Origin of the sequence: Anabaena sp. WFMT (assembly GCF_051781005.1) — a bacterium.
GTDB lineage: Bacteria > Cyanobacteriota > Cyanobacteriia > Cyanobacteriales > Nostocaceae > Anabaena.
The window spans coordinates 147,480-166,847 of the sequence record NZ_JBPWOA010000023.1; the positions used below are offsets into that span (position 1 = coordinate 147,480).

The window sequence follows — 19,368 nt, forward strand, 5'->3', positions numbered from 1 at the left end:
CTATTCAAGTATTAAGCATTCCCCCCAGTTTCTGAGTTAAGTGATTCAGTCACAGTTAACCTTGGTTTTTGTCCTCTTGATACCTACTTCCGAACTATCATCAAGCAGATTGATGAATCGAGACGATTAGGCTCTTTACCGTACCAAACAACAAGAGCGTAATCAACCTATAATTTTCTCCGAATATGTCGCATGATTGTATTAGGGCTTACGCACGAGTGACGGAATATCAAACTGCGGAAAACGCAGAGAACACGGAGGAATCAGATTTTGGGAAAGTTTTTGCGTAAATTCTATGTATTTTACAGTCAAACCCGAACATAGTGTCCCTTGATTTTAAGAGACCTGAAACAGGAACATCTCTATATTCATTGAATAAATGTGAGCAATTATGAGCTTTTTGGCTGTTGTTAAATAGCCATTGGAATATGAATAATACTGCCGCTAACTGGTTCACTAAAATATTTACCAAAGTACCGCTCAGAACCTTGTTGATTGTGCCGTTTGTTGTGCAAACCGTAGGAGTGGTGACACTGGTAGGTTATTTGTCTTACCGGAGTGGAGAGGGGGCTGTAGAGAAGTTGGCAAATCAATTAATGACGGAAGTGAGCGATCGCATTGATCAACATCTAGATAGTTATTTGGGCAAAGCCCAGGAAATCAACCACACCAATGTAGATGCCTTTGAGTCGGGAATCTTAGACTTGAATGATTTTAACGCTTTAGGCAAATATTTTTATCGTCAGGTGCGATCGTTCAATTTTGCATACATTAATTTCGGCAGTAAAGAGGGAGGATTTATTGGTGCTGGTTATGGACTGGATAATAATTTGGGAATTGGAGAAATTTCTATATCTGATCTCAGCAAAATCCGCTCCTACTCAGTAGATGATCAGGGTAATCGGCTCAAGTTAGTGGCTACGATTAAAAACCCGCAAACGAATAATGCTGCCTGGTACTTAGATGCTGTCAAAGCTGGTAAGCCGATCTGGAGTTCCATTTATACTTGGGGAGATTTACCTGATCATATCAGCATTTCCGCCAGCACTCCCGTTTATAACGCGCAGAAAAATTTGCTAGGTGTACTCGGTATTGATTTGGAACTCTCACAAATCAGTCGATTTCTGAAAACGCTGAATGCAAGGAGATCCGGTTATATTTTTATCATTGAGCAATCAGGGTTAATTGTTGCCAGTTCGGAAGATCAATCCCCAGTTACCATCATGAATAGTAAAGCTACACGACTAAAAGCCTTGAATAGCCGTGAACCTGTCATCCGTGACGTGACGCGAGATTTAATACAACGATTTGGCGGTTTACAAGACATTTCTCAGCCACAAATTCTCCGTCTTGCTCTAGAACAAAAAGCCTTTGTCAAAGTTAGACCCTACCGCGATTCCTATGGCTTAAATTGGCTTGTGGTGACAGTGATTCCCGAAAGGGAATTTATGACAGAAATTCATGCTAATGCCCGCAGAACTATTCTACTTTGTGGCTTGGCGCTGATGGTTGCTATTGTCATGGGTAGCCTCACCGCATACTGGATTTCTCAACCTATTTTGCGATTAGGTCAAGCTATGGCCAAGGGAGAATGGCAAAATTCTTTATCTGAAGATATAGCCATAGCAGAATTGAAGGTTTTAGCAACATCATTTAACCAGATGTTTGCTCAAGTCAAACAAGCCTTTCAGGAATCGGAAACCAAATTTTCGACTATTTTTCATACCACTCCTAACCCCGTTTGGATTTTCACCTTAGGGGAAGGAATATGTGTGAATGTTAATGAAAATTTTTGCCAGTTTTGGGGAGATACTCAAGAAAACATCGTCGGTAAAACCTGTGTAGAATTAGGAATTTGGGTAAATCTGGAAGATTCGTATCACTTCCGACAAACTCTAATGAATGAAGGAAGTCTCCTAAATTTTCAAACAGAGATTCGCACTTATTCAAACCAAATTAAGACCGTTCTGATGTCAGCTAGGGTGGAATCATTAGATGGGCAAGATTGCATCATTGGCGTAATGAAAGATGTCAGCGATCTCTACAAGGAGTTGCGTTTACGCAAACAAGCTGAACAAACCTTATTAGAAAGCGAACACCGATTTAGGAGCTTGTTTGAAAACTCCCCCATTGCTTATCAGTCCCTCGACGCACAGGGATGTTTTATTGATCTCAACTCGCAATTATGTGACTTATTGGGATACACCCAAACAGAACTCATTGGTAGGAGTTTTGGCGAATTTTGGTCACTGAAGACACAACCCTATTTCTCAGAAGCATTTGCATATCTCACAAGTAATAAAAAGGCAAATGCAGAATTGTACCTAAAAAGAAGGGATGGTGGCGAGATAGTCGTTCTGCTCGAAGCTCGTGTTCAATGCGAACCAGACGGTCAATTTGTGAAAACACATTGCGTTTTATACGACATCACTGAACGCAAGTACATGGAGGACGCATTACAGTATAGCCAGAATTTATTAGCAACATTAGCGTCTAACATCCCTGGAACAATGTACACCCTTGTTCAGCATTCTGATAAATCTTTTACTTTTGAATACATCAGCTTGGGTTGTCGATATCTATTAGAATTAGAACCAGAAGAAATTTTAGAAACCCCTGGTCTTTATTTTGCACAAATTCATCCTGATGACCGGGATGGATATGAGGCTACTGCTGCTCTTAGTGCCAAAAATTTAGAGCCATTTTTTTATGAGTGGCGAATAATTACACCTTCCGGCAAACTGAAGTGGGTACAAGCAAATTCTCGTTATGAATTGCGACAGAATGGAGATACTGCGTGGCATGGCGTTTTGCTTAATATCACTAAGCGTAAACAAACTGAAGAAGCTTTGCAGAAGAGTGAAGCCATGTTGTCAGAAGCCCAGCAGGTTGCCCACATTGGCAATTGGGAGTATGAAGTAACCACGGGTAAAATTACTTGGTCTACTGAACTATTCCAGATTTTGGGACGTGACCGGACACTGGGTGAACCTACCTATGAAGAAAATCTGCGGCTTTACCATCCCGAAGATGCTGAACAGCTACACCAGGCGGTTGAAAGGTCGCTCTTGACAGGAGAATCCTATCAATTAGAACTGAGAGTTGTGAATGTAGATGGCTCTTTTCGGTATACCGAAGGTAGAGGCAAGGCTGAAATTAATGCTCAAGGACAAGTTGTTCGGCTGTTTGGCACAACTCAAGATATTACTGAGCGCAAACAAGCAGAAGATAAACTGAAGGAGAGCCAGCATTTTATTGAAAAGATTACACAGCTAACGCCAAATCTACTTTATATTTATGACCACATTGAACAGCGTAATGTTTACATGAATCGTTCTGTTGCAGAAACATTGGGCTATTCAGCCGCAGCAGTTCAGGAAATGGGAGCTAAGTTGTTTTCCATCATTTGTCATCCAGACGATCTAAATCTGGTCTATCAGCTCATGCAACAAACTTATAGTCTGCAAGATCATGAGTTTGTGGAAATAGAGTATCGCGTTCGGGATATTCAAGGTCAATGGCATTGGCTTTATAGTCGAGATATGGTGTTTTCTAGAACTGAAGATGGTAGGGTAAAGCAAACTTTAGGCACATCCCAAGATATTACTGCTCGCAAACAAGTAGAATTAGCTTTACTTGAAAGCGAAAAGAAATTAAAAGAGATTTCTGCATCTTCTCCAGGAGTAATTTATATTGCGGTTAGGCGGTTGGACGGTTCTTGGTACTATGAATATATGAGTCATGCTTTTGAGGACATTCATGAAGTTACTGTTGAGCAGGTACTGGAAAATCCCAACCTCTGTTTTGAGCAGTTTCATCCTGATGATAGCGATCGCTATCAGGAAGCAGTGGCTCACAGTCTGGAAACTATGTCTCCTTTTAACTATGAGTGGCGCATTATCACCCCTTCAGGAAAACTCAAGTGGATAAAAGCAAGGTCTAGACCAGAACTGCGGGAAAATGGAGAGATTGCATTTTATGGTGTTGTCTTAGATGTGAGCGAAAGGGCGCGGCTTGAAGCCGAACGCAAAAAAGCAGAATTAGCCTTACGAGAAGCAGAATATAATCTCCGATTGGCAAATCAAGAACTCGAAAAACAGGCCAATATTGATGGGTTAACGCAAATTGCTAATCGTCGCTGTTTTGACCATCGCTTAGAGGCAGAATGGCTACGACTATACCGAGAACAGCAACCTATTTCTCTACTATTATTTGATGTTGATTATTTTAAACGCTATAACGATTCCTACGGTCATCAAATGGGGGATGAATGCCTGATTCAAATCGCTCAAGCGGTTCAACAGGTGGTGCGTTGTCCAACGGATTTAGTGGCTCGCTACGGTGGGGAAGAATTTGTGGTTATTTTACCTAATACTGACATTGAAGGAGCGATCGCGATCGCTCGACGCATTCATTCTGTAATTAAAGATTTAGCAATTCCTCACCAAGCTTCGGAAGTGAGCGATACAGTTACAATTAGCCAGGGCATTACTACCCAGATACCGACCTCTGGCACATTATCAACAAACTTGGTCGAACAAGCAGATCAAGCACTCTACCGCGCCAAGCAACTGGGGCGTAATCAGTCTATAATTTTCTCTCTCTAAAGGAAAACTTTCCTTTACTCAACTTTTATTATGAATCTACCTTCTTTTCTCTGGTTATGGAAAATAGCCGCATGGTCTATGGGGCTGTCACTATTGGCATATTTATTTTTAGCAATTACTGGTATTTGGATGTTTAGAGTGAGAAAAACAGGACAATCTCCTTTCGACATCCCAGTGATAGATGGAAATAGCAGTATCAGATTACTACACTACATCATTGGCATCACAATGGTTAGTCTAGTGCTGCTACTTCTCGCCGTTGGTATTGTCGGCACCTTAGGTCATTTTGGCTCTTTGGGACACTCATCACACTTGATCGCTGGATTAATCGTCGTAGGATTGGTGTTAATATCAGCTTTTAGTGCCACCCAAATTAGCACAAGAAAGCCTTGGGCTAGACCTTTACATATTGGTTTAAATATCTTGTTATTTATAGGTTTTGCTTGGGTTTCTTTAACTGGTTGGACTGTAGTCCAAAAATATTTACCGAAAAATTGGGTCTAAAGCCCCGTCCTTCTAGGACGGCTTTTCTTCCTGCAACCGATCAATCCAGTCTTCAATCATTTGAGTCATAGTTTTTCGCTTCTGTTTGGCGACCTTTCTCAGTTTTTCAAGTCTTTGAGGGTCAACCCGTACACTCAGTCTTTCTTTCATGCTGCTATCCATCGGCTACCCATTTATGGTATCATGGGCGATATGAAAACACTGAAGTTTAAGCTCTATCAACACAAGCGGAATAGACACCTCAAGCGCACAATTAATGCTGCTGGGGTGATTTATAACCATTGCATTGCCCTCCATCGACGCTACTACCGGATGTATGGCAAGTATTTGAGTTGTGCAAAACTTCAGTCACACATTGCCAAATTGAGAAAGCGTAATTCATTTTGGCAGCAGGTAGGATCACAGGCAGTGCAAGATATTTGTCAACGGATTGACAAAGCCTATCAATTGTTTTTCAAGCACAACAAGAAAGGAGTAAGACCACCAGGATTCAAGAAGGTTAAAAAGTACAAATCCTTCACCCTTAAGCAAGCAGGGTATAAGTTTTTGAGTGGTAACAGGGTAAAAATTGGTAGTAAAGTTTATCAATTTTGGAAGTCTAGAGAGATTGAGGGAACAGTCAAAACCCTAACTATTAAACGCACGACCTTGGGTGAATTGTTTATGGTCGTGGTTGTTGATGATGGTAGCCCAGAAGTTGAAGTTAAGACGGGTAGAATCGCGGGCTTTGACTTTGGGCTGAAAACATTTCTCACTTGTTTCTCCTCCGGAGATGCTACGCGAACAGACGGTACTAAGATTGAGTCTCCCCAGTTTTTCAAACAGTCCCTAAATGCCATCACCAAAGCGGCTAGGCAACACTCTAAAAAGCTAAAAGGCTCATCCAACAGGGAACGAGCAAGAAAGAATTTAGTACGCAAGTATGAGGATATCTCTAATCGTCGGCGTGACTGGTTCTGGAAGTTAGCCCATGAGTTAACAGACAAGTTTGATGTACTGTGTTTTGAGACTTTAAACCTCAAGGGAATGCAGCGACTTTGGGGTAGAAAAATATCGGACTTGGCGTTTGGTGAGTTTCTACAAATCTTAGAATGGGTTGCCAAAAAGAAAAATAACCTGGTTGTTTTCATCGACCAGTGGTATCCCAGTAGTAAAACTTGCTCTAGTTGTAGGCACGTTTTAGAAAACTTGGATTTATCAGTCAGAGAGTGGCGTTGTCCGTCATGTCAATCAGTTAACGGGAGAGACGAAAACGCAGCACGTAATATTCAAATGGTTGGGGCATCATCCATTAGGTTAGGCGATGTCAGACAGGCTATGCCTGCAATTGCTGTTTGAGCCTAGAATCCCCATGCCTTTAGGCTGGGGAGTATGTCAACATAGTTGGGTAATTGGTAATTGTTTAGAATAAGAAAGAAAAAAGCATGAAAATCTAGCCGTGACAGCAAACTTAACCGATAACTCAACTTCTGTTTTTCGTCTGTCTCCCTTGATTAGAATCACTCTGTTGAGTCTATACCTGGCACTCACAGTCCCCTTACCTTTTTTAGCTCAAGCGACAGCCGCACCCACACCACCAGCATTATTGTGGGTAGGAATTATCATCGGTTTTGTAGGACTATATGCGGTCTTAACTGAAAGAGTGATAGTAGACGATCAGGAAATCCAAGTAACTTATCCCATTTGGGTTCCCCGCTTCTTTCGCAAAGGTTGGTCTTTACCTTGGTCAGATATTAAAAGTTTAAAACCCCGCACGACTGGTCAAGGGGGTATAATTTATTATTTTCTCAGCCAAGACGGAAAAGCTTATCTGCTCCCAATGCGTGTGGCTGGATTTGCCCGTTTAGTCAAAATCGTACAAACTAAAACAGGCATTGATACTAAAGATGTTCGTCCTCTAGCACAACCTTGGATGTATCTCATTTTATTTGCTTGTACTCTGCTGCTGTTATTGGTAGATGTTTGGACTATCAATACAGCAATTCTTGGTAATTCGTAATTCGTAATTCGTAATTCGTAATTTTCTCCCCTGCCTCTCTGCTCCCCTGCTCCCTGCCCCCTATTCCCCTTGGATAATTTGACTGCAAAAACCGTACTCAGACTAGAGCAAGTTAATTTGTCTGCGAGGCTGAAAAGTCAGACTCAGAGTAATTTACCGGGATATCCCATTTTACAGGATATTTCATTCGAGGTCTTTTCAGGCGATCGCATTGCTATTGTCGGTACTGCTGGTGCTGGCAAAACTTCCTTATTGCGTCTTCTCAACCGTCTCACTGAACCCACTAGCGGTAAAATTCATCTTGAAAATCAGGAATATCGGCAAATTCCAATTATTCAGCTACGTCAACAGGTAACACTTGTACAGCAAGAAATTAAGTTGTTGGGGATGACAGTTAGGGAAGCCTTGGCTTATCCTTTAGTTTTGCGTGGTTTGTCTAAGCAGAAAATTCAGGAACGAGTCGGTTATTGGCAAGAACAACTGCAAATTCCTGAAGAATGGTTAGGACGCACTGAAGTACAACTTTCAGCCGGACAGAGACAATTAGTAGCGATCGCTCGTGCCTTAGTCATCCAACCTAAAATCTTACTCCTAGACGAGCCTACCAGCGCCTTAGATACAGGCAAAGCTTCCCTTTTGATGAACATCCTCACCCAACTAACTCAAACCCCTACAACTTCAATTTTGATGGTAAATCACCAGCTTGACCTAGCCCAAGAATTTTGCACCCGTTTATTACATCTCCAGCAAGGTCAACTGTTGGCAAATCAATCAACCTCTGAGCTAGACTGGGAGAACTTAAAAGCCCGTTTAATACAAGCAGAAAATCAAGCATCTGAGGAGTGGTAATTCGTAATTCGTAATTCGTAATTCGTAATTCGTAATTCGTAATTATTTCCCCATGTTCCTAGTCCCCAGTCCCCAGTCATCATTAAGAGATTTGAGTCGCAAGTGTTGAACGTGGATTGCTGAATCTCTCTTTCGCTAACTTTGTTTGTGATTGCGGAACATTAGCATTCAAAGTTTCCATGTTAAATCGGTATCCCACATTGCGGATAGTTTGGATTAAGCTGGGTTGTCTCGGATCAAGTTCCACCTTTTTCCGCAGTGACAAAACATGAGTATCAATGGTACGCGGATTATCAATAGCGTCAGGCCAAGCACGACGCAGTAACTCCGACCTACTCAAAGGTACTCCTCCCGCTTGAGCCAAAACATACAGCAAACTGAATTCCTGGGGTGTTAAGTCAATAAACTCCCCTTGAAAACGGACTCGGCGCTGAACCAAATCTATTTGCAAAGTGCCATAATCCAAGTAAGCTGGTGCAGTGGGTGTGCGGTTACGGCGAATCAGCGCCTCTACTCTAGCCAAAAACTCTTGCATTCCAAAAGGTTTGCTCAAGTAATCATCTGCTCCTGCCTTTAAGCCGGCGACAATATCAGCTTCATTGTTGCGGGCAGATAGCATTAAAATTAGAGGCTGTTGCTGACGATTCAACCAACGACAAAATTCGATACCGTCACCATCTGGCAAATCCGCATCTAGAATGACTAGCGTCGGTTGATGGCTTAGAAACACTTCCCTTGCTTGATAAATGCTGGCGGCTTGATGTACTCGGTATTCCAGTTGTTGCAAGTGCCAACCAAGCAACGACCTCAGATGGGGATTCCCCTCAACGATTTCAATACAAACCGAACCCACAGTGGCAAGACCCCTTAGCGTCGATGACTCTCAAATTAACAATCTCAAGCCCAAGGTTTTGTAGCCTTTGTTACTTCAACTGATATAATCTTCACATTCATCCACACAAAACCTTGCAATAAATTTAATTTTCCCTTTGTCTACCGCCAAATTAGCAATATTCTGAATTTTTATGTGAAACTTATCAAAATTTTTTGATGATAAGTTTGAAAAACTATTTTTAGGCTAGGCAAAAGCTATCTGAAATGTCTATCAACCTTAGGGTACAGATTATACTTTGTACTGATTATGAACTTTAATTACAAGCATAAATCAAGCTATTAACAGCCAAAACCATAAAAATAAGTTACCAACTAATCATATTTTAGCTTTTTTGGCATAGGATGTAATTAAGTTTTTAGCAAATGAGGGGTCAGACCCAACGTTAAAATCTTAACTTTGGGTTAATACTTAAGGAGGAAGTCATACTTCATTTTCGAGCGTGAATCATTTACAATTCTCATTCCCACGAGATTAATACAGCAGTTATGCTCCAAGACACACAAACCATCCGCTATTACCAAAGACTTACCGACGCCTTCGTCGAGTTATGGAATCGCGGTTATCGTATGGATGATATGCGGATGTATTTGGATGGGTATCTAGCCGCACTAAGACAGGGTAACGCCATTGATGCCTACTTGATTCATCGCTTAGAGGAGGAAGCAAGCCGCTACCTGTACGATGCTTCAAACTTTGCCATGACCCAACCAGAGCCAGAACGACAACATGGATACTACTGAACAACGGTAGACTGAATCGGTAACAATCCTGTATTGCCGCAGATGATCATAGCATATTTTTTGTATTGGTCAACTGTATCCAGAGGTATGGAATTTTGTAAATACTGTAATTTATAAAGAACATCCCCTCAGTTTCATAACATAGAGGGGATTTTTGATGGTTTTCAGGTTGAGGACTAAGTTATCACATGAGATATACCCTAACCCACCAAAAAGCCCCTAAAAATGGAGATATTCCTCATTTTTAAGGGCAGTAAAACTGAATGAATTGAAAAATATTAGGAAGCTAATGCAACTTCCACCATTTGCTGTAATTCACCTTTTTGATACATTTCAATCAAAATATCAGAACCGCCAATAAATTCACCATTAATATATACTTGGGGAATTGTTGGCCAGTTGGAATATTCTTTAATACCTTGACGAATATCTTGGTCTGAAAGAACATCAATTGTCTCAAAAGGAACGCCTAATGTATTAAGAATCTGCACCACATTGTTGGAAAAACCACATTGAGGCATTAACTTATTTCCCTTCATGAAAACCATAATCTTGTTTTCTTGTAACAAGTTATCAATTCTCTCTTTAAGTTCTGGGGTCATGGTTTTTTGTTTCCTTTGTTGTTGCGGTTCACAAATCAAAAATCAATGGCGTTTAGCCGTCAGCTATTAGCTGAATGATTAACTAAAATCAGTCTATTAGTAGTTAAGCTTGAGGAGTAGATGTCTTGAGAGCCAAGGCATGAATCGCTTCGGTTGACATAGCTTGCTGCAATGCACCATAAACTAACTGGTGTTGTTGCACCAGTCCCTTACCTGCAAACTGCGATGAAACTACTGTCACCTGATAGTGGTCTCCACCACCAGTCAAGTCCTGCACCTCAACCTGGGCATCTGGCAGTCCTGCCTTGATCATTGCCTCAACCTGCTGCGGAGTAATCATCGCCATTCCTGAAAAAACTTACTTCTCTATTATGAACAGATATGGAGCAAATGCCTGTACCAACTTGAATGTTGCCAAGATTGGGGATTGGTCATAGTAAACGCAGCAGGGTGCAAGGGGGGAAAACTTTCTCCTCTACACCCCGCACCCCGCACCCCTGCCTCTTCTGCTCCCTGCTTCATGAAATTATTTTGTGCCTTGTCTGGGGTAAGCTGTATCAACAAAACCTAATTCAAACAACTGTTGATAAGCTTTTTTACCTAGTTCCCGTGTGGGGTTTTGACTCTTAATAATTTGAACTAACAAAGGTACTGCTAATTCTGGCTGATTTAAAGCCCGATGTACCAAGGCCAAACGATAGGTAGCATCATCTCGCAGTTGGGCGCTTTCTAAGGCTTTCTTGCGCTGGGAATCGGATACTCTAATATCTATGCCCGAAAAGCTGGAGTTGAGATCCTGATAAAAATTAGATAGCTGATTAAAAACTTGACGTGCTTCCTGAAGTTTTTTAGCAGCAACGTCATATTTTTGAGCAGAAACGGCATCATCTGACTCTTTGAGAAGTCGCTGGCCTCCCTCTATACTCAACACACTGTTACTTTGACTGGTTGGACGGAGGGTGTTAGATTCGTTGGCATCAATAGGTTGTGCTTGATTATTGGTGCTGGGTAACTGTATTACCTGAGCTTGCACAGGTGATAGTAGACTCAGGAAGGTGATGAATGATAAAGAAGTGAAGGGAATTAAGAAAGCAGCAGCAAGGTTCATGGGATTAATTTAGTGTAACAAGTCTATAAAAAATTTATGGAAACTTCGGGTATCTTAACTCTGATTGTGTCTCAGATACAGGAAAACTATAGAACAAGTTTCTCTGATTTAGACTAGAAATTGGTTGAAGAGAGTTCCCTGCCCCCTGTATATTCACGAAAATATTCTCTATGAGCGATACCTACGGTAGGCTACCCCAACGCATCAGTTCTTCTGATTCTCAACCCACAGGTGTACCCGCCAGTAGTCTGGGTGCGGTTTTACAACGCGGTGGTGAAGAGTTGATTTTAGAAAAAGTTCTATATCGCTTCACCATTCGTCCAACTGCGGACTTTCTGCCTGAGCAATTATCTCAGTTTTCTTGGGGTGTTTGGCGGCACACTATTCCTAGAGCCAAACTAGAATTATTCTCTGTTGAACCCGGTCAGTTAGAGGTGGCCATGTCTCAAGCACGGGCTGACGAAAATGTTGCTTTTGCTAGTCATGTTTATAAATTTAAAGATAATCCAGGCACTTACGTTTATCTAAGTGACCAAATTACAATTCAATTTGCTACTTGGGTAGACTTTGCCAAGATTAATACTATAGCCAATACTTTCAGCTTAATTGAATATCAACAAGTATTAGGACTACCTAACACGTTTGTATTTCTCATTAGCAAACAAGCAACAGAAAATCCGATCAAGATTACTAACCAGTTGCAAGCACTCCCAGAAGTTTTAGCAGCGGAACCGAATATTTTCATTCAGCAGGAACCAAATTACAAACCCAATGATTCTCTCTATTCCCAACAGTGGTATCTCAACCACAATAGTGGTAATCAGTTGGGTGTGGGTTCTCATATTTCTGTGGAACAAGCTTGGGATATTACGCGTGGTGTGCGCTCTATAGTTGTGGCGGTGGTGGATGATTCTTTTGATTTGAATCACCCAGATTTTCAAGGTATGGGTAAAGTTGTTGCTCCTAAAGATTTGAAAGAAAATGACTTTATACCTTTACCAGAGGATCAGGAAACTAGTCACGGTACTGCTTGTGCGGGACTAGCTGTGGCAGAAGAAAATGGTATGGGAATTGTGGGGGTTGCTCCTGGTTGTGCATTAATGCCAATTCGCACGACTGGGTTTTTGGATGATGAATCAATTGAGGATATATTTAATTGGGCAATTGATCAGGGTGCGAGTGTAATTTCTTGTAGCTGGGGAGCTTCTGCTGTTTATTTCCCTTTGTCTTTGCGCCAAAAGGCGGCTATCACACGCGCTGCGACTAAGGGACGTAATGGCAAAGGATGTGTAATTATATTTGCGGCAGGTAATGCTAATCGCCCAATTAGTGGGACTGTAAATGAGCAGAATTGGCCGAAAAATATATTAGCAGGTAAGACGAATTGGTTGAGTGGTTTTGCTATTCATCCAGATGTAATTGCTGTGTCGGCTTCTACGAGTTTGAATAAAAAAGCTGCTTATAGTAATTGGGGGACTAATATTTCTGTATGTGCGCCTAGTAATAATGCGCCACCGGGAATGTGGTTTCAGGAAACGGGTTTTGTCTATACACAACCGACAATCACTTCTTCTCTTTCGGGGTTAGGAATTTTCACAACCGACCAATTGGGAAGCGCTGGCTATAACCAAGGTAACTTTACCAATAACTTTGGTGGTACTTCTAGTGCGACTCCGGTAGTGGCTGGGGTTGCAGCGTTAATTTTGTCAGCTAACGCTGATTTGACGGCTCAACAAGTCCACCGCATTTTGCAAGAAACTACTGATAAAATTGTTGACCCTGAAGCTGACCCGCAACTGGGTTTACGTGGTGGTACTTATGATAGTAATGGTCATTGTCTATGGTTTGGTTATGGGAAGGTGAATGCTGCTAAGGCTGTACGGGTGGCACAGCAGTTGCGTACAGTGGTATTGAGTCCCAGTAAAGAAGTCCGAGTTGAGAATAAAAGTCAAGTTTGGATTCCTGATGATGATAAACAGGGAGTTAGGAGTGCGATCGCTGTGCTCGCCGAAGGCATCGCTCTGAATGATAATGTAACTGTTGCAGATATTCAGGTGACTGTAAATATCACCCACGATTTTTTAGGTGATTTGGAAGTTTATTTAATTGCACCCAATAATCAGCAAGTTTTGTTGCAAAGTCGGACTCTGGGCAGACAGACTCTGTTAGAAAGGACTTATAGTGTGCGATCGCATCCCGTCCTTAAACAATTACTCTCTCTCCCAGCTAAGGGAAATTGGCAATTACAAGTTATTGATTATTCACCTCAAGATGTAGGCATACTCAATGGCTGGAAATTAGTTATAGGATATGGGGGATAATAAACATTTTTTTTCACGCAGAGTCACAGAGAAAAAGAGTTTTTAAAAATGATAGCAAAATTCAAACTATCACTTCCTCATTGTTGACTAGAAATATGACACCCCGGATGATTTAAACCTGAGTTTTGCGGTGTAACTGTTTGTGCTTCTGCTGTGAGAATTACCTTACCATCAGCAGTAATTATCCATCCTTGCGCTTCCTGAATTAAAGGAGGTTTGATATTTTTGTGTTCATTATTCATAACAACTGGTGTTATCTCTTGCTTGGTTATTTCCTGACTAGAAACTACATCTACTAAATCTACTAACGGTGTTGTCCCTGTCAATAAATCACTAGGATTAGATGGTAATCCACCCCGTCCGACAATGGTAAATTTATTCTGTTGACCTGCTATTTTTGCATCACCTTTACACCCTTGAGCTAACTGACTAGTAGGATCTATTAAACTGCTTGGTAATGTAACTAAACCTTTGGATGGATCAACATCTAAACGATTAATTGTCACTTGACCACTTAATCCAAATTGAGAGGATGCTGTAATATCACTTTTTGGAGTTAATTGAGGACGATATTCTAGTCCAAAGATGGCGTTAGTTGTAATATTGATTTGACCACCATTACCTTGAAAAGCATTAGCGGTAATATCGCTATTTTCATTTGGAAAAGCCACAATAAAGGGAGCATTGATATTGATATTTCCGCCATCTCCTCCTGCACCATTTGTACCCGCAGTTGCTGTGATGCGGCTGTTATTTCGCAATAATAATAAATCTTGAATATTGAGATTTATTTCTCCACCTTGGTTACTGGCCGTTTCGGCTGTGATAAAGGCTTGATTATCTAAACTTAGAGTCCCTGCTTGCAGAGAAATATTTCCACCTTTCCCACTTCCTTGACTATTTACTCCTATTCCTGCACCGTTTTTGATGATAAACGTTTCCGGGTCAATATTAACACTACCACCATCACCAGTTGAACCAGGTTCTGTATTGGCAAATAATCCAGTTTTTTCACCATCTAAAGTAATATTATCTTTTACTTTCATGATGATATTTCCAGCTTTAGCACTACCAGAAGTTGTGGTAATCAATTGTCCACCATTAACGGCTGAAAATGTATTGGTATTAACTATAACACTGCCACCATTACCGCTACTTGCGGTTTTAGCTGATAATAGTGCATTATTCGCTATTTGAAGGTTGTTGGTATTGATTGAAATATCTCCGGCTACACCACTGCCTTCTGTACGCGCAAATAAGCCACTATTGGCAGAGTTATTAATCACGCTGGCCGCAATACTAGGACTTTCAAGGGAAACCTGTAGATTGTAAGTGCCAGTGGGACTGTTAAGAAAGGTAACTGTAGCTGCTGACCCAAGCGCAAGACTATACTGATTGCCGGGGAATTTGATCACCTTAAGAAAGTAAGTACCAGATTGAGTAAAAATGTACTTGAGATAGGGATCTAAGTTATAACTATTACTTCCACCTGCTCCCAAGGCATCAGAATTACTATTGTTTTCTGCTAATACTCTACCTTGACTATCCAATAGCTGAAGAAATGTTTTTACTGGTTCTGGAGAATCACCGAGTTTTATGCCGTTATCAATATCGAAAATTCCTCGTGTCCCGGCTGTAACTTGAAAGGAGTAAATATTAGCTTCATCTACTGCTGCAAATTGCCCAGAAATTGATACGTAGGGAATTTTGCTAGACAACTCTACATCAGGATTAATATCATTAAAACTATCCAAAGAGAATGAGTTATCTTCAAGTGCTTGGGCAGTGTTGATAGAGTTATTGGGATTGACTTGATTTAAGATAGAAAGGTGACGAATAGGAACATTATCTCTGATGGGAAGAGGAGGGGAAACTCGCTGGTCAAAATTGGGGTCAATGTCTGTAATTAATACTCCATCATTAGCATTAACTATGATCTTACCTGCGTTGCCACTATTAAAGGTATTGGTTAGTAATTGCCCTCCATCTCTCAATTCAAGAGTTTTGGCATTAACAGTAATATCACCACCATTGAAAATACTGGCAGTTTGGGCATTCAATACTGCGCCTTTTTCTACTAGTAAAGTTCCTGCGGTTTTGACTTCAATATTACCACCTTGTCCTTGACTATTAGCTTCTGATGAAGTGAAAACTCCACTCAAAAAACCATCATTACCAATCCCAGAAATATTAATTCCATTCTTGACATGAAGTTGAATATTGCCAGAATTACCCTGACCTTTTGTTAATGCTTGTAGTTGGGAACCCTCAGTCAAAGAAAGGGTTGAGGAGTCAATGCTAACGTTACCACCATTACCAATAGCACGGTTGCTAACTATTGTGCTGATATTACTTTGATTAGATAGGGATATTAAACCTCCTGCTTTCACCTGAACATTACCACCGTCGCCAATTCCAGCACTAATACTGAAAATATTACTGTTGTTAAGAGATATAGCATCTTTGCCAATCAGAAAAACGTTACCTGCTTGCCCTTGTCCGAAGCTGGCGGTATCAATGAAGGAGAGGTTTGTGAGATTGATTGTTCCGGCTTCAATTCTAATTTCACCGCCGTTACCAACCGCTCCTGGGTCTAAAGAGGTAAACAACCGACTTTGCTCAAGAAATACTGTATTTTCAGCTTTGATTGTGATCTTACCAGCATTACCAATCCCTGCGGATGTGGTAGTTAATTCAGTTTTGGTTAAATTAACTGAAGGGGCAGAAATGAAAATATTACCACCATTACCATTGCCTTTAGCGTTGCTATTGATGGTGAAATTTTCTAAGGAGAAGTCTTGAGTTTGACTGATGATGCTAATCTCACTACCAGTTTTACCCGAAGCATTAATATTTCTTAAATTAATCTCTTTGTTAGCGTTTAGTGTAATTGCCCCGCCATTTTCTACAGTTCCACCATTAGAAAATGAGTAGGAGTTGAGATCATATACAGAGATGCTACCACCAGAATTGAGTGCGATGGCTCCGCCCGCCGCAGGCATCGCTCCACCATTCTCTACATTGCTAGATGAAACAGAGGATGAGTAGGAGTTTAGGGATTGTGTGGAGATGTCACCACCAGCCGTTAGAGAAATTATCCCACCATTACCTATATTGCCAGCACCCAATAAACTAGATAAAAATGAGGAGGAGTTTAGGGATTGTGTAAAAATATTTCCGTTAGCTTGGAGAGTTATCGTGCCGCCATTACTTGCCTTTCCAGAACTAGACAATGATTGAGAATTTAGGGATTGTGCAGAGATATTTCCTCCAGCATTCACGGAAATTACCCCTCCATTACCTGCGTTGCCAAAATCAGAAAATGAGCCAGAATTTACGGATTCTGTAGAGATGTCACCTCCAGCAATTAAAGAAATTAATCCACTATTTCCGGCACTCCCATACTCAGCAGAATCGGCACGGGAATTTAGGGATTGTGTAAAGATATCACCATCAGCTATGAGAGAAATTGAGCCGCTATAATTTAGACCATCAGAATCAGACTTTAGGCTGGAATCTAGGGATTCTGTAGAGATATTGCCAGAAGATGTAATGGTAATATTTCCGCTATTTCCAGTATTACCACCGAAAGTTGAAAATGCTCTAGAATTTAGGGATTGAGTAGAAATATTTCCAGAAGATGTAATGGTAATATTTCCACTATTTCCTGTATTGCCGAAAGTTGAAGATGCGCTAGAATTTTGGGATTGTGTAAAGAGATTTCCAGAAGATGTAAGGTTAATATTCCCACCATTTCCAGTATTTTCATTTGAAGATGCGCTAGAATTTAGGGATTGAGTAGAGATATTTCCAGAAGATATGAGGGTAATATTCCCTCCATTTCCGACATTGCCATTAGAAGAATTTGATGAAGAATCTAGATAGTCTGTAGAGATATTGCCAAAAGATGTGAGGGTAATATCCCCACCATTTCCGACATTGCCCAACGCTGAATATGCTCTAGAATTAAGGGATTGTGTGGTAATACTTCCTCCAGCCAACAAAGATATAGTACCTCCATCCCTTGCCGCATTCACTCTATTTCCATCAAACACGGCAGAAGCATTGAGGGATTGGGCTGCGATATTGTCAATCGCAGTTAGTGTAATATTTCCACCACCTATATATGAGCTAGTATCAATATTGCCAATGGTTAAATTCACTCCTTTTATTTCCAGATTTCGACCAGGAACAGGAAATAGAAATAGCCCCAAAAATTTATTAGTTTTAATGGTATCTGCTTGATCAATCATGGTAAAGTCACCAACCCCATCTTGATCCGCATCTGCAATAAATGTAACGCTGGCTAAACCTCCATTCAAATTTAATTGATTGTCAGTCAAATCTTGAATAAAAATATTATTATTTGCTTCTAAAATTAGATTATTATTTCCTGATAAACCCTCTAGAGTTGTTTTATAAATTGTCTGCGTATCACTCGCAGTATCTGTTACTGATGTGCCACTCCCATCAGCAATAATAATATCAGTTGGGTCAATTAATAATGTGCCTGTTAAACCATTGATGGCGCTAGTATCAACATTCCCTCGAAAAATTAAATTATCTTTTCCTGATACTTCCACAAATCCCCCATTCCCAGAAAATTGACCTCCTTTAGCGGTAATATCTCCATAAAATCCTGTTAATCTATCTGCCCAAACAATGACATTTCCACCATTACCATTATTCAGAGAATCAGCTTTAATCTTGACTCCCTCTCCGATATAGGTATTTAAAGCATTGGAGATTTTGCCTTTACCTTGAAAATTACCACCGATAAAAACATTGCCTGCATTTGTTGGCGATGAAACATTAATCAAGGCATTATCAACTAAATTAATATCTTTTCCTAAAATTTGAATTGTTCCTCCTGTACTAGTTAATTCACCACTAATATTAACTTTTACTCCTAATAGTGTGAGGGTTTTACTATCGCCAATTTGTAAATTACCTTCATTTCTAATTTCTGCTTGTTGATTTTTTAAAGCATTAACAAATAATGCCCCTGGTTGAATGGTTAATAAATTACTGCTTTGGGGATGAGTCGCGCTAAATAAACCATTTTCTCCTAACTTGATGCTATTAGCAGTTGTAGCAGTAAATGAACCACGAATATCTAAACTAGCATTTTTACCAAAAAGTATTCCATTGGGGTTGATTAAAAATAAATTTGCGGTTCCTTCTACTCCTAATTTTCCGAAAATATTGGAAACATTAGCACCAGTGACACGAGTTAATATATTTTCAATTCCTGTAGGGTTAGCAAAATAAACACTCTTACCTATATCAACATTAAATTCTTGAAAACTGTGAAATAAATTTGCACCTCTAGTAGCACCACCATTGATGAGGTCTTTGAATTCGTTAACTTTGTTAACAATTGAATTTTCTTGGCCTAATGTGCTATCGGGTGTGAGTTGAGCAAAAACCCTCTGATTTGAACAAGTGAGCATTCCTGTTATGGTCAGAAGACAGGAGGCAGAAGTCAGAAGCCAGAAGGGAAGATAGTGATTGTCTTCACGCTGCGCTAGTCCCAACTGATCAGTGCGTTTTTGCAATTTATATTTCATGTGCTGTATCAGTAAACCAAATTTTATAAATGATTATACTTAAATAAATATACGGTGTTAATTTGTAAATAAGTATTAAGGTATATAAATTAGTTTTGCTGGCTTTTTTAACCTCCAGAGTAGTTTGTAGAAAATGCTGAAATTAATATGCGATAAAAAATCTGCCCAGCACG

General features: G+C 40.4%; 12 protein-coding genes. 7 read left to right on the forward strand and 5 right to left on the reverse strand.

The window, feature by feature from the left end; translation table 11 throughout:
* Window positions 1–428 precede the first annotated feature (428 nt).
* The 5 genes from ACSQ6I_RS15285 (at window position 429) to ACSQ6I_RS15305 (ending at window position 7,959) form a co-directional block, all read left to right on the forward strand.
* Entirely contained in the window at window positions 429–4,607 is a 4,179-nt protein-coding gene (locus tag ACSQ6I_RS15285) for a PAS domain S-box protein (RefSeq protein ID WP_438891158.1), read from the forward strand.
* Window positions 4,608–4,637: 30 nt separating this feature from the next.
* Window positions 4,638–5,111, forward strand: coding sequence for a DUF4079 domain-containing protein (locus ACSQ6I_RS15290; protein WP_438891159.1), 474 nt, complete (start codon window positions 4,638–4,640; stop codon window positions 5,109–5,111).
* Window positions 5,112–5,303: 192 nt separating this feature from the next.
* Window positions 5,304–6,449: an RNA-guided endonuclease InsQ/TnpB family protein gene (locus ACSQ6I_RS15295; protein ID WP_438891160.1), complete on the forward strand. Its 1,146-nt coding sequence runs from the start codon at window positions 5,304–5,306 to the stop codon at window positions 6,447–6,449.
* Between the two features lie 100 nt (window positions 6,450–6,549).
* Window positions 6,550–7,110 (forward strand): hypothetical protein, encoded by a 561-nt coding sequence (locus ACSQ6I_RS15300; protein ID WP_438891161.1) that lies wholly within the window; start codon window positions 6,550–6,552, stop codon window positions 7,108–7,110.
* A 69-nt stretch (window positions 7,111–7,179) separates the two neighbouring features.
* On the forward strand, window positions 7,180–7,959 hold the full coding sequence (locus ACSQ6I_RS15305; protein ID WP_438891162.1) for an ABC transporter ATP-binding protein: 780 nt from the start codon (window positions 7,180–7,182) through the stop codon (window positions 7,957–7,959).
* A gap of 82 nt (window positions 7,960–8,041) precedes the next feature.
* Here the strand turns inward: ACSQ6I_RS15305 and ACSQ6I_RS15310 are convergent, their stop codons facing one another.
* A complete protein-coding gene (locus tag ACSQ6I_RS15310; RefSeq protein ID WP_323311900.1) occupies window positions 8,042–8,812 on the reverse strand; it encodes a response regulator transcription factor in 771 nt (256 codons plus the stop codon).
* Between the two features lie 527 nt (window positions 8,813–9,339).
* Here ACSQ6I_RS15310 and ACSQ6I_RS15315 point away from each other — a divergent pair.
* Window positions 9,340–9,594: a DUF6761 family protein gene (locus ACSQ6I_RS15315; protein ID WP_015214551.1), complete on the forward strand. Its 255-nt coding sequence runs from the start codon at window positions 9,340–9,342 to the stop codon at window positions 9,592–9,594.
* A 278-nt stretch (window positions 9,595–9,872) separates the two neighbouring features.
* Here ACSQ6I_RS15315 and grxD read toward each other — a convergent pair whose 3' ends face one another.
* From grxD to ACSQ6I_RS15330, 3 genes are all read right to left on the reverse strand, one after another.
* Window positions 9,873–10,196 (reverse strand): Grx4 family monothiol glutaredoxin, encoded by a 324-nt coding sequence (gene grxD / locus ACSQ6I_RS15320; protein ID WP_438891163.1) that lies wholly within the window; start codon window positions 10,194–10,196, stop codon window positions 9,873–9,875.
* 103 nt (window positions 10,197–10,299) lie between these two features.
* A complete protein-coding gene (locus tag ACSQ6I_RS15325) occupies window positions 10,300–10,536 on the reverse strand; it encodes a BolA family protein (RefSeq protein WP_015214547.1) in 237 nt (78 codons plus the stop codon).
* 186 nt (window positions 10,537–10,722) lie between these two features.
* Window positions 10,723–11,304 (reverse strand): hypothetical protein, encoded by a 582-nt coding sequence (locus ACSQ6I_RS15330; RefSeq protein ID WP_438891164.1) that lies wholly within the window; start codon window positions 11,302–11,304, stop codon window positions 10,723–10,725.
* 170 nt (window positions 11,305–11,474) lie between these two features.
* Between ACSQ6I_RS15330 and ACSQ6I_RS15335 the strand changes: the two genes are divergently transcribed.
* Window positions 11,475–13,625, forward strand: coding sequence for a S8 family serine peptidase (locus ACSQ6I_RS15335; protein WP_438891165.1), 2,151 nt, complete (start codon window positions 11,475–11,477; stop codon window positions 13,623–13,625).
* Window positions 13,626–13,702: 77 nt separating this feature from the next.
* Here the strand turns inward: ACSQ6I_RS15335 and ACSQ6I_RS15340 are convergent, their stop codons facing one another.
* Window positions 13,703–19,195 carry a two-partner secretion domain-containing protein gene (locus ACSQ6I_RS15340; protein ID WP_438891166.1) on the reverse strand — a complete coding sequence of 1,831 codons (5,493 nt, stop codon included), beginning with the start codon at window positions 19,193–19,195 and terminating at the stop codon, window positions 13,703–13,705.
* Window positions 19,196–19,368 lie beyond the last annotated feature (173 nt).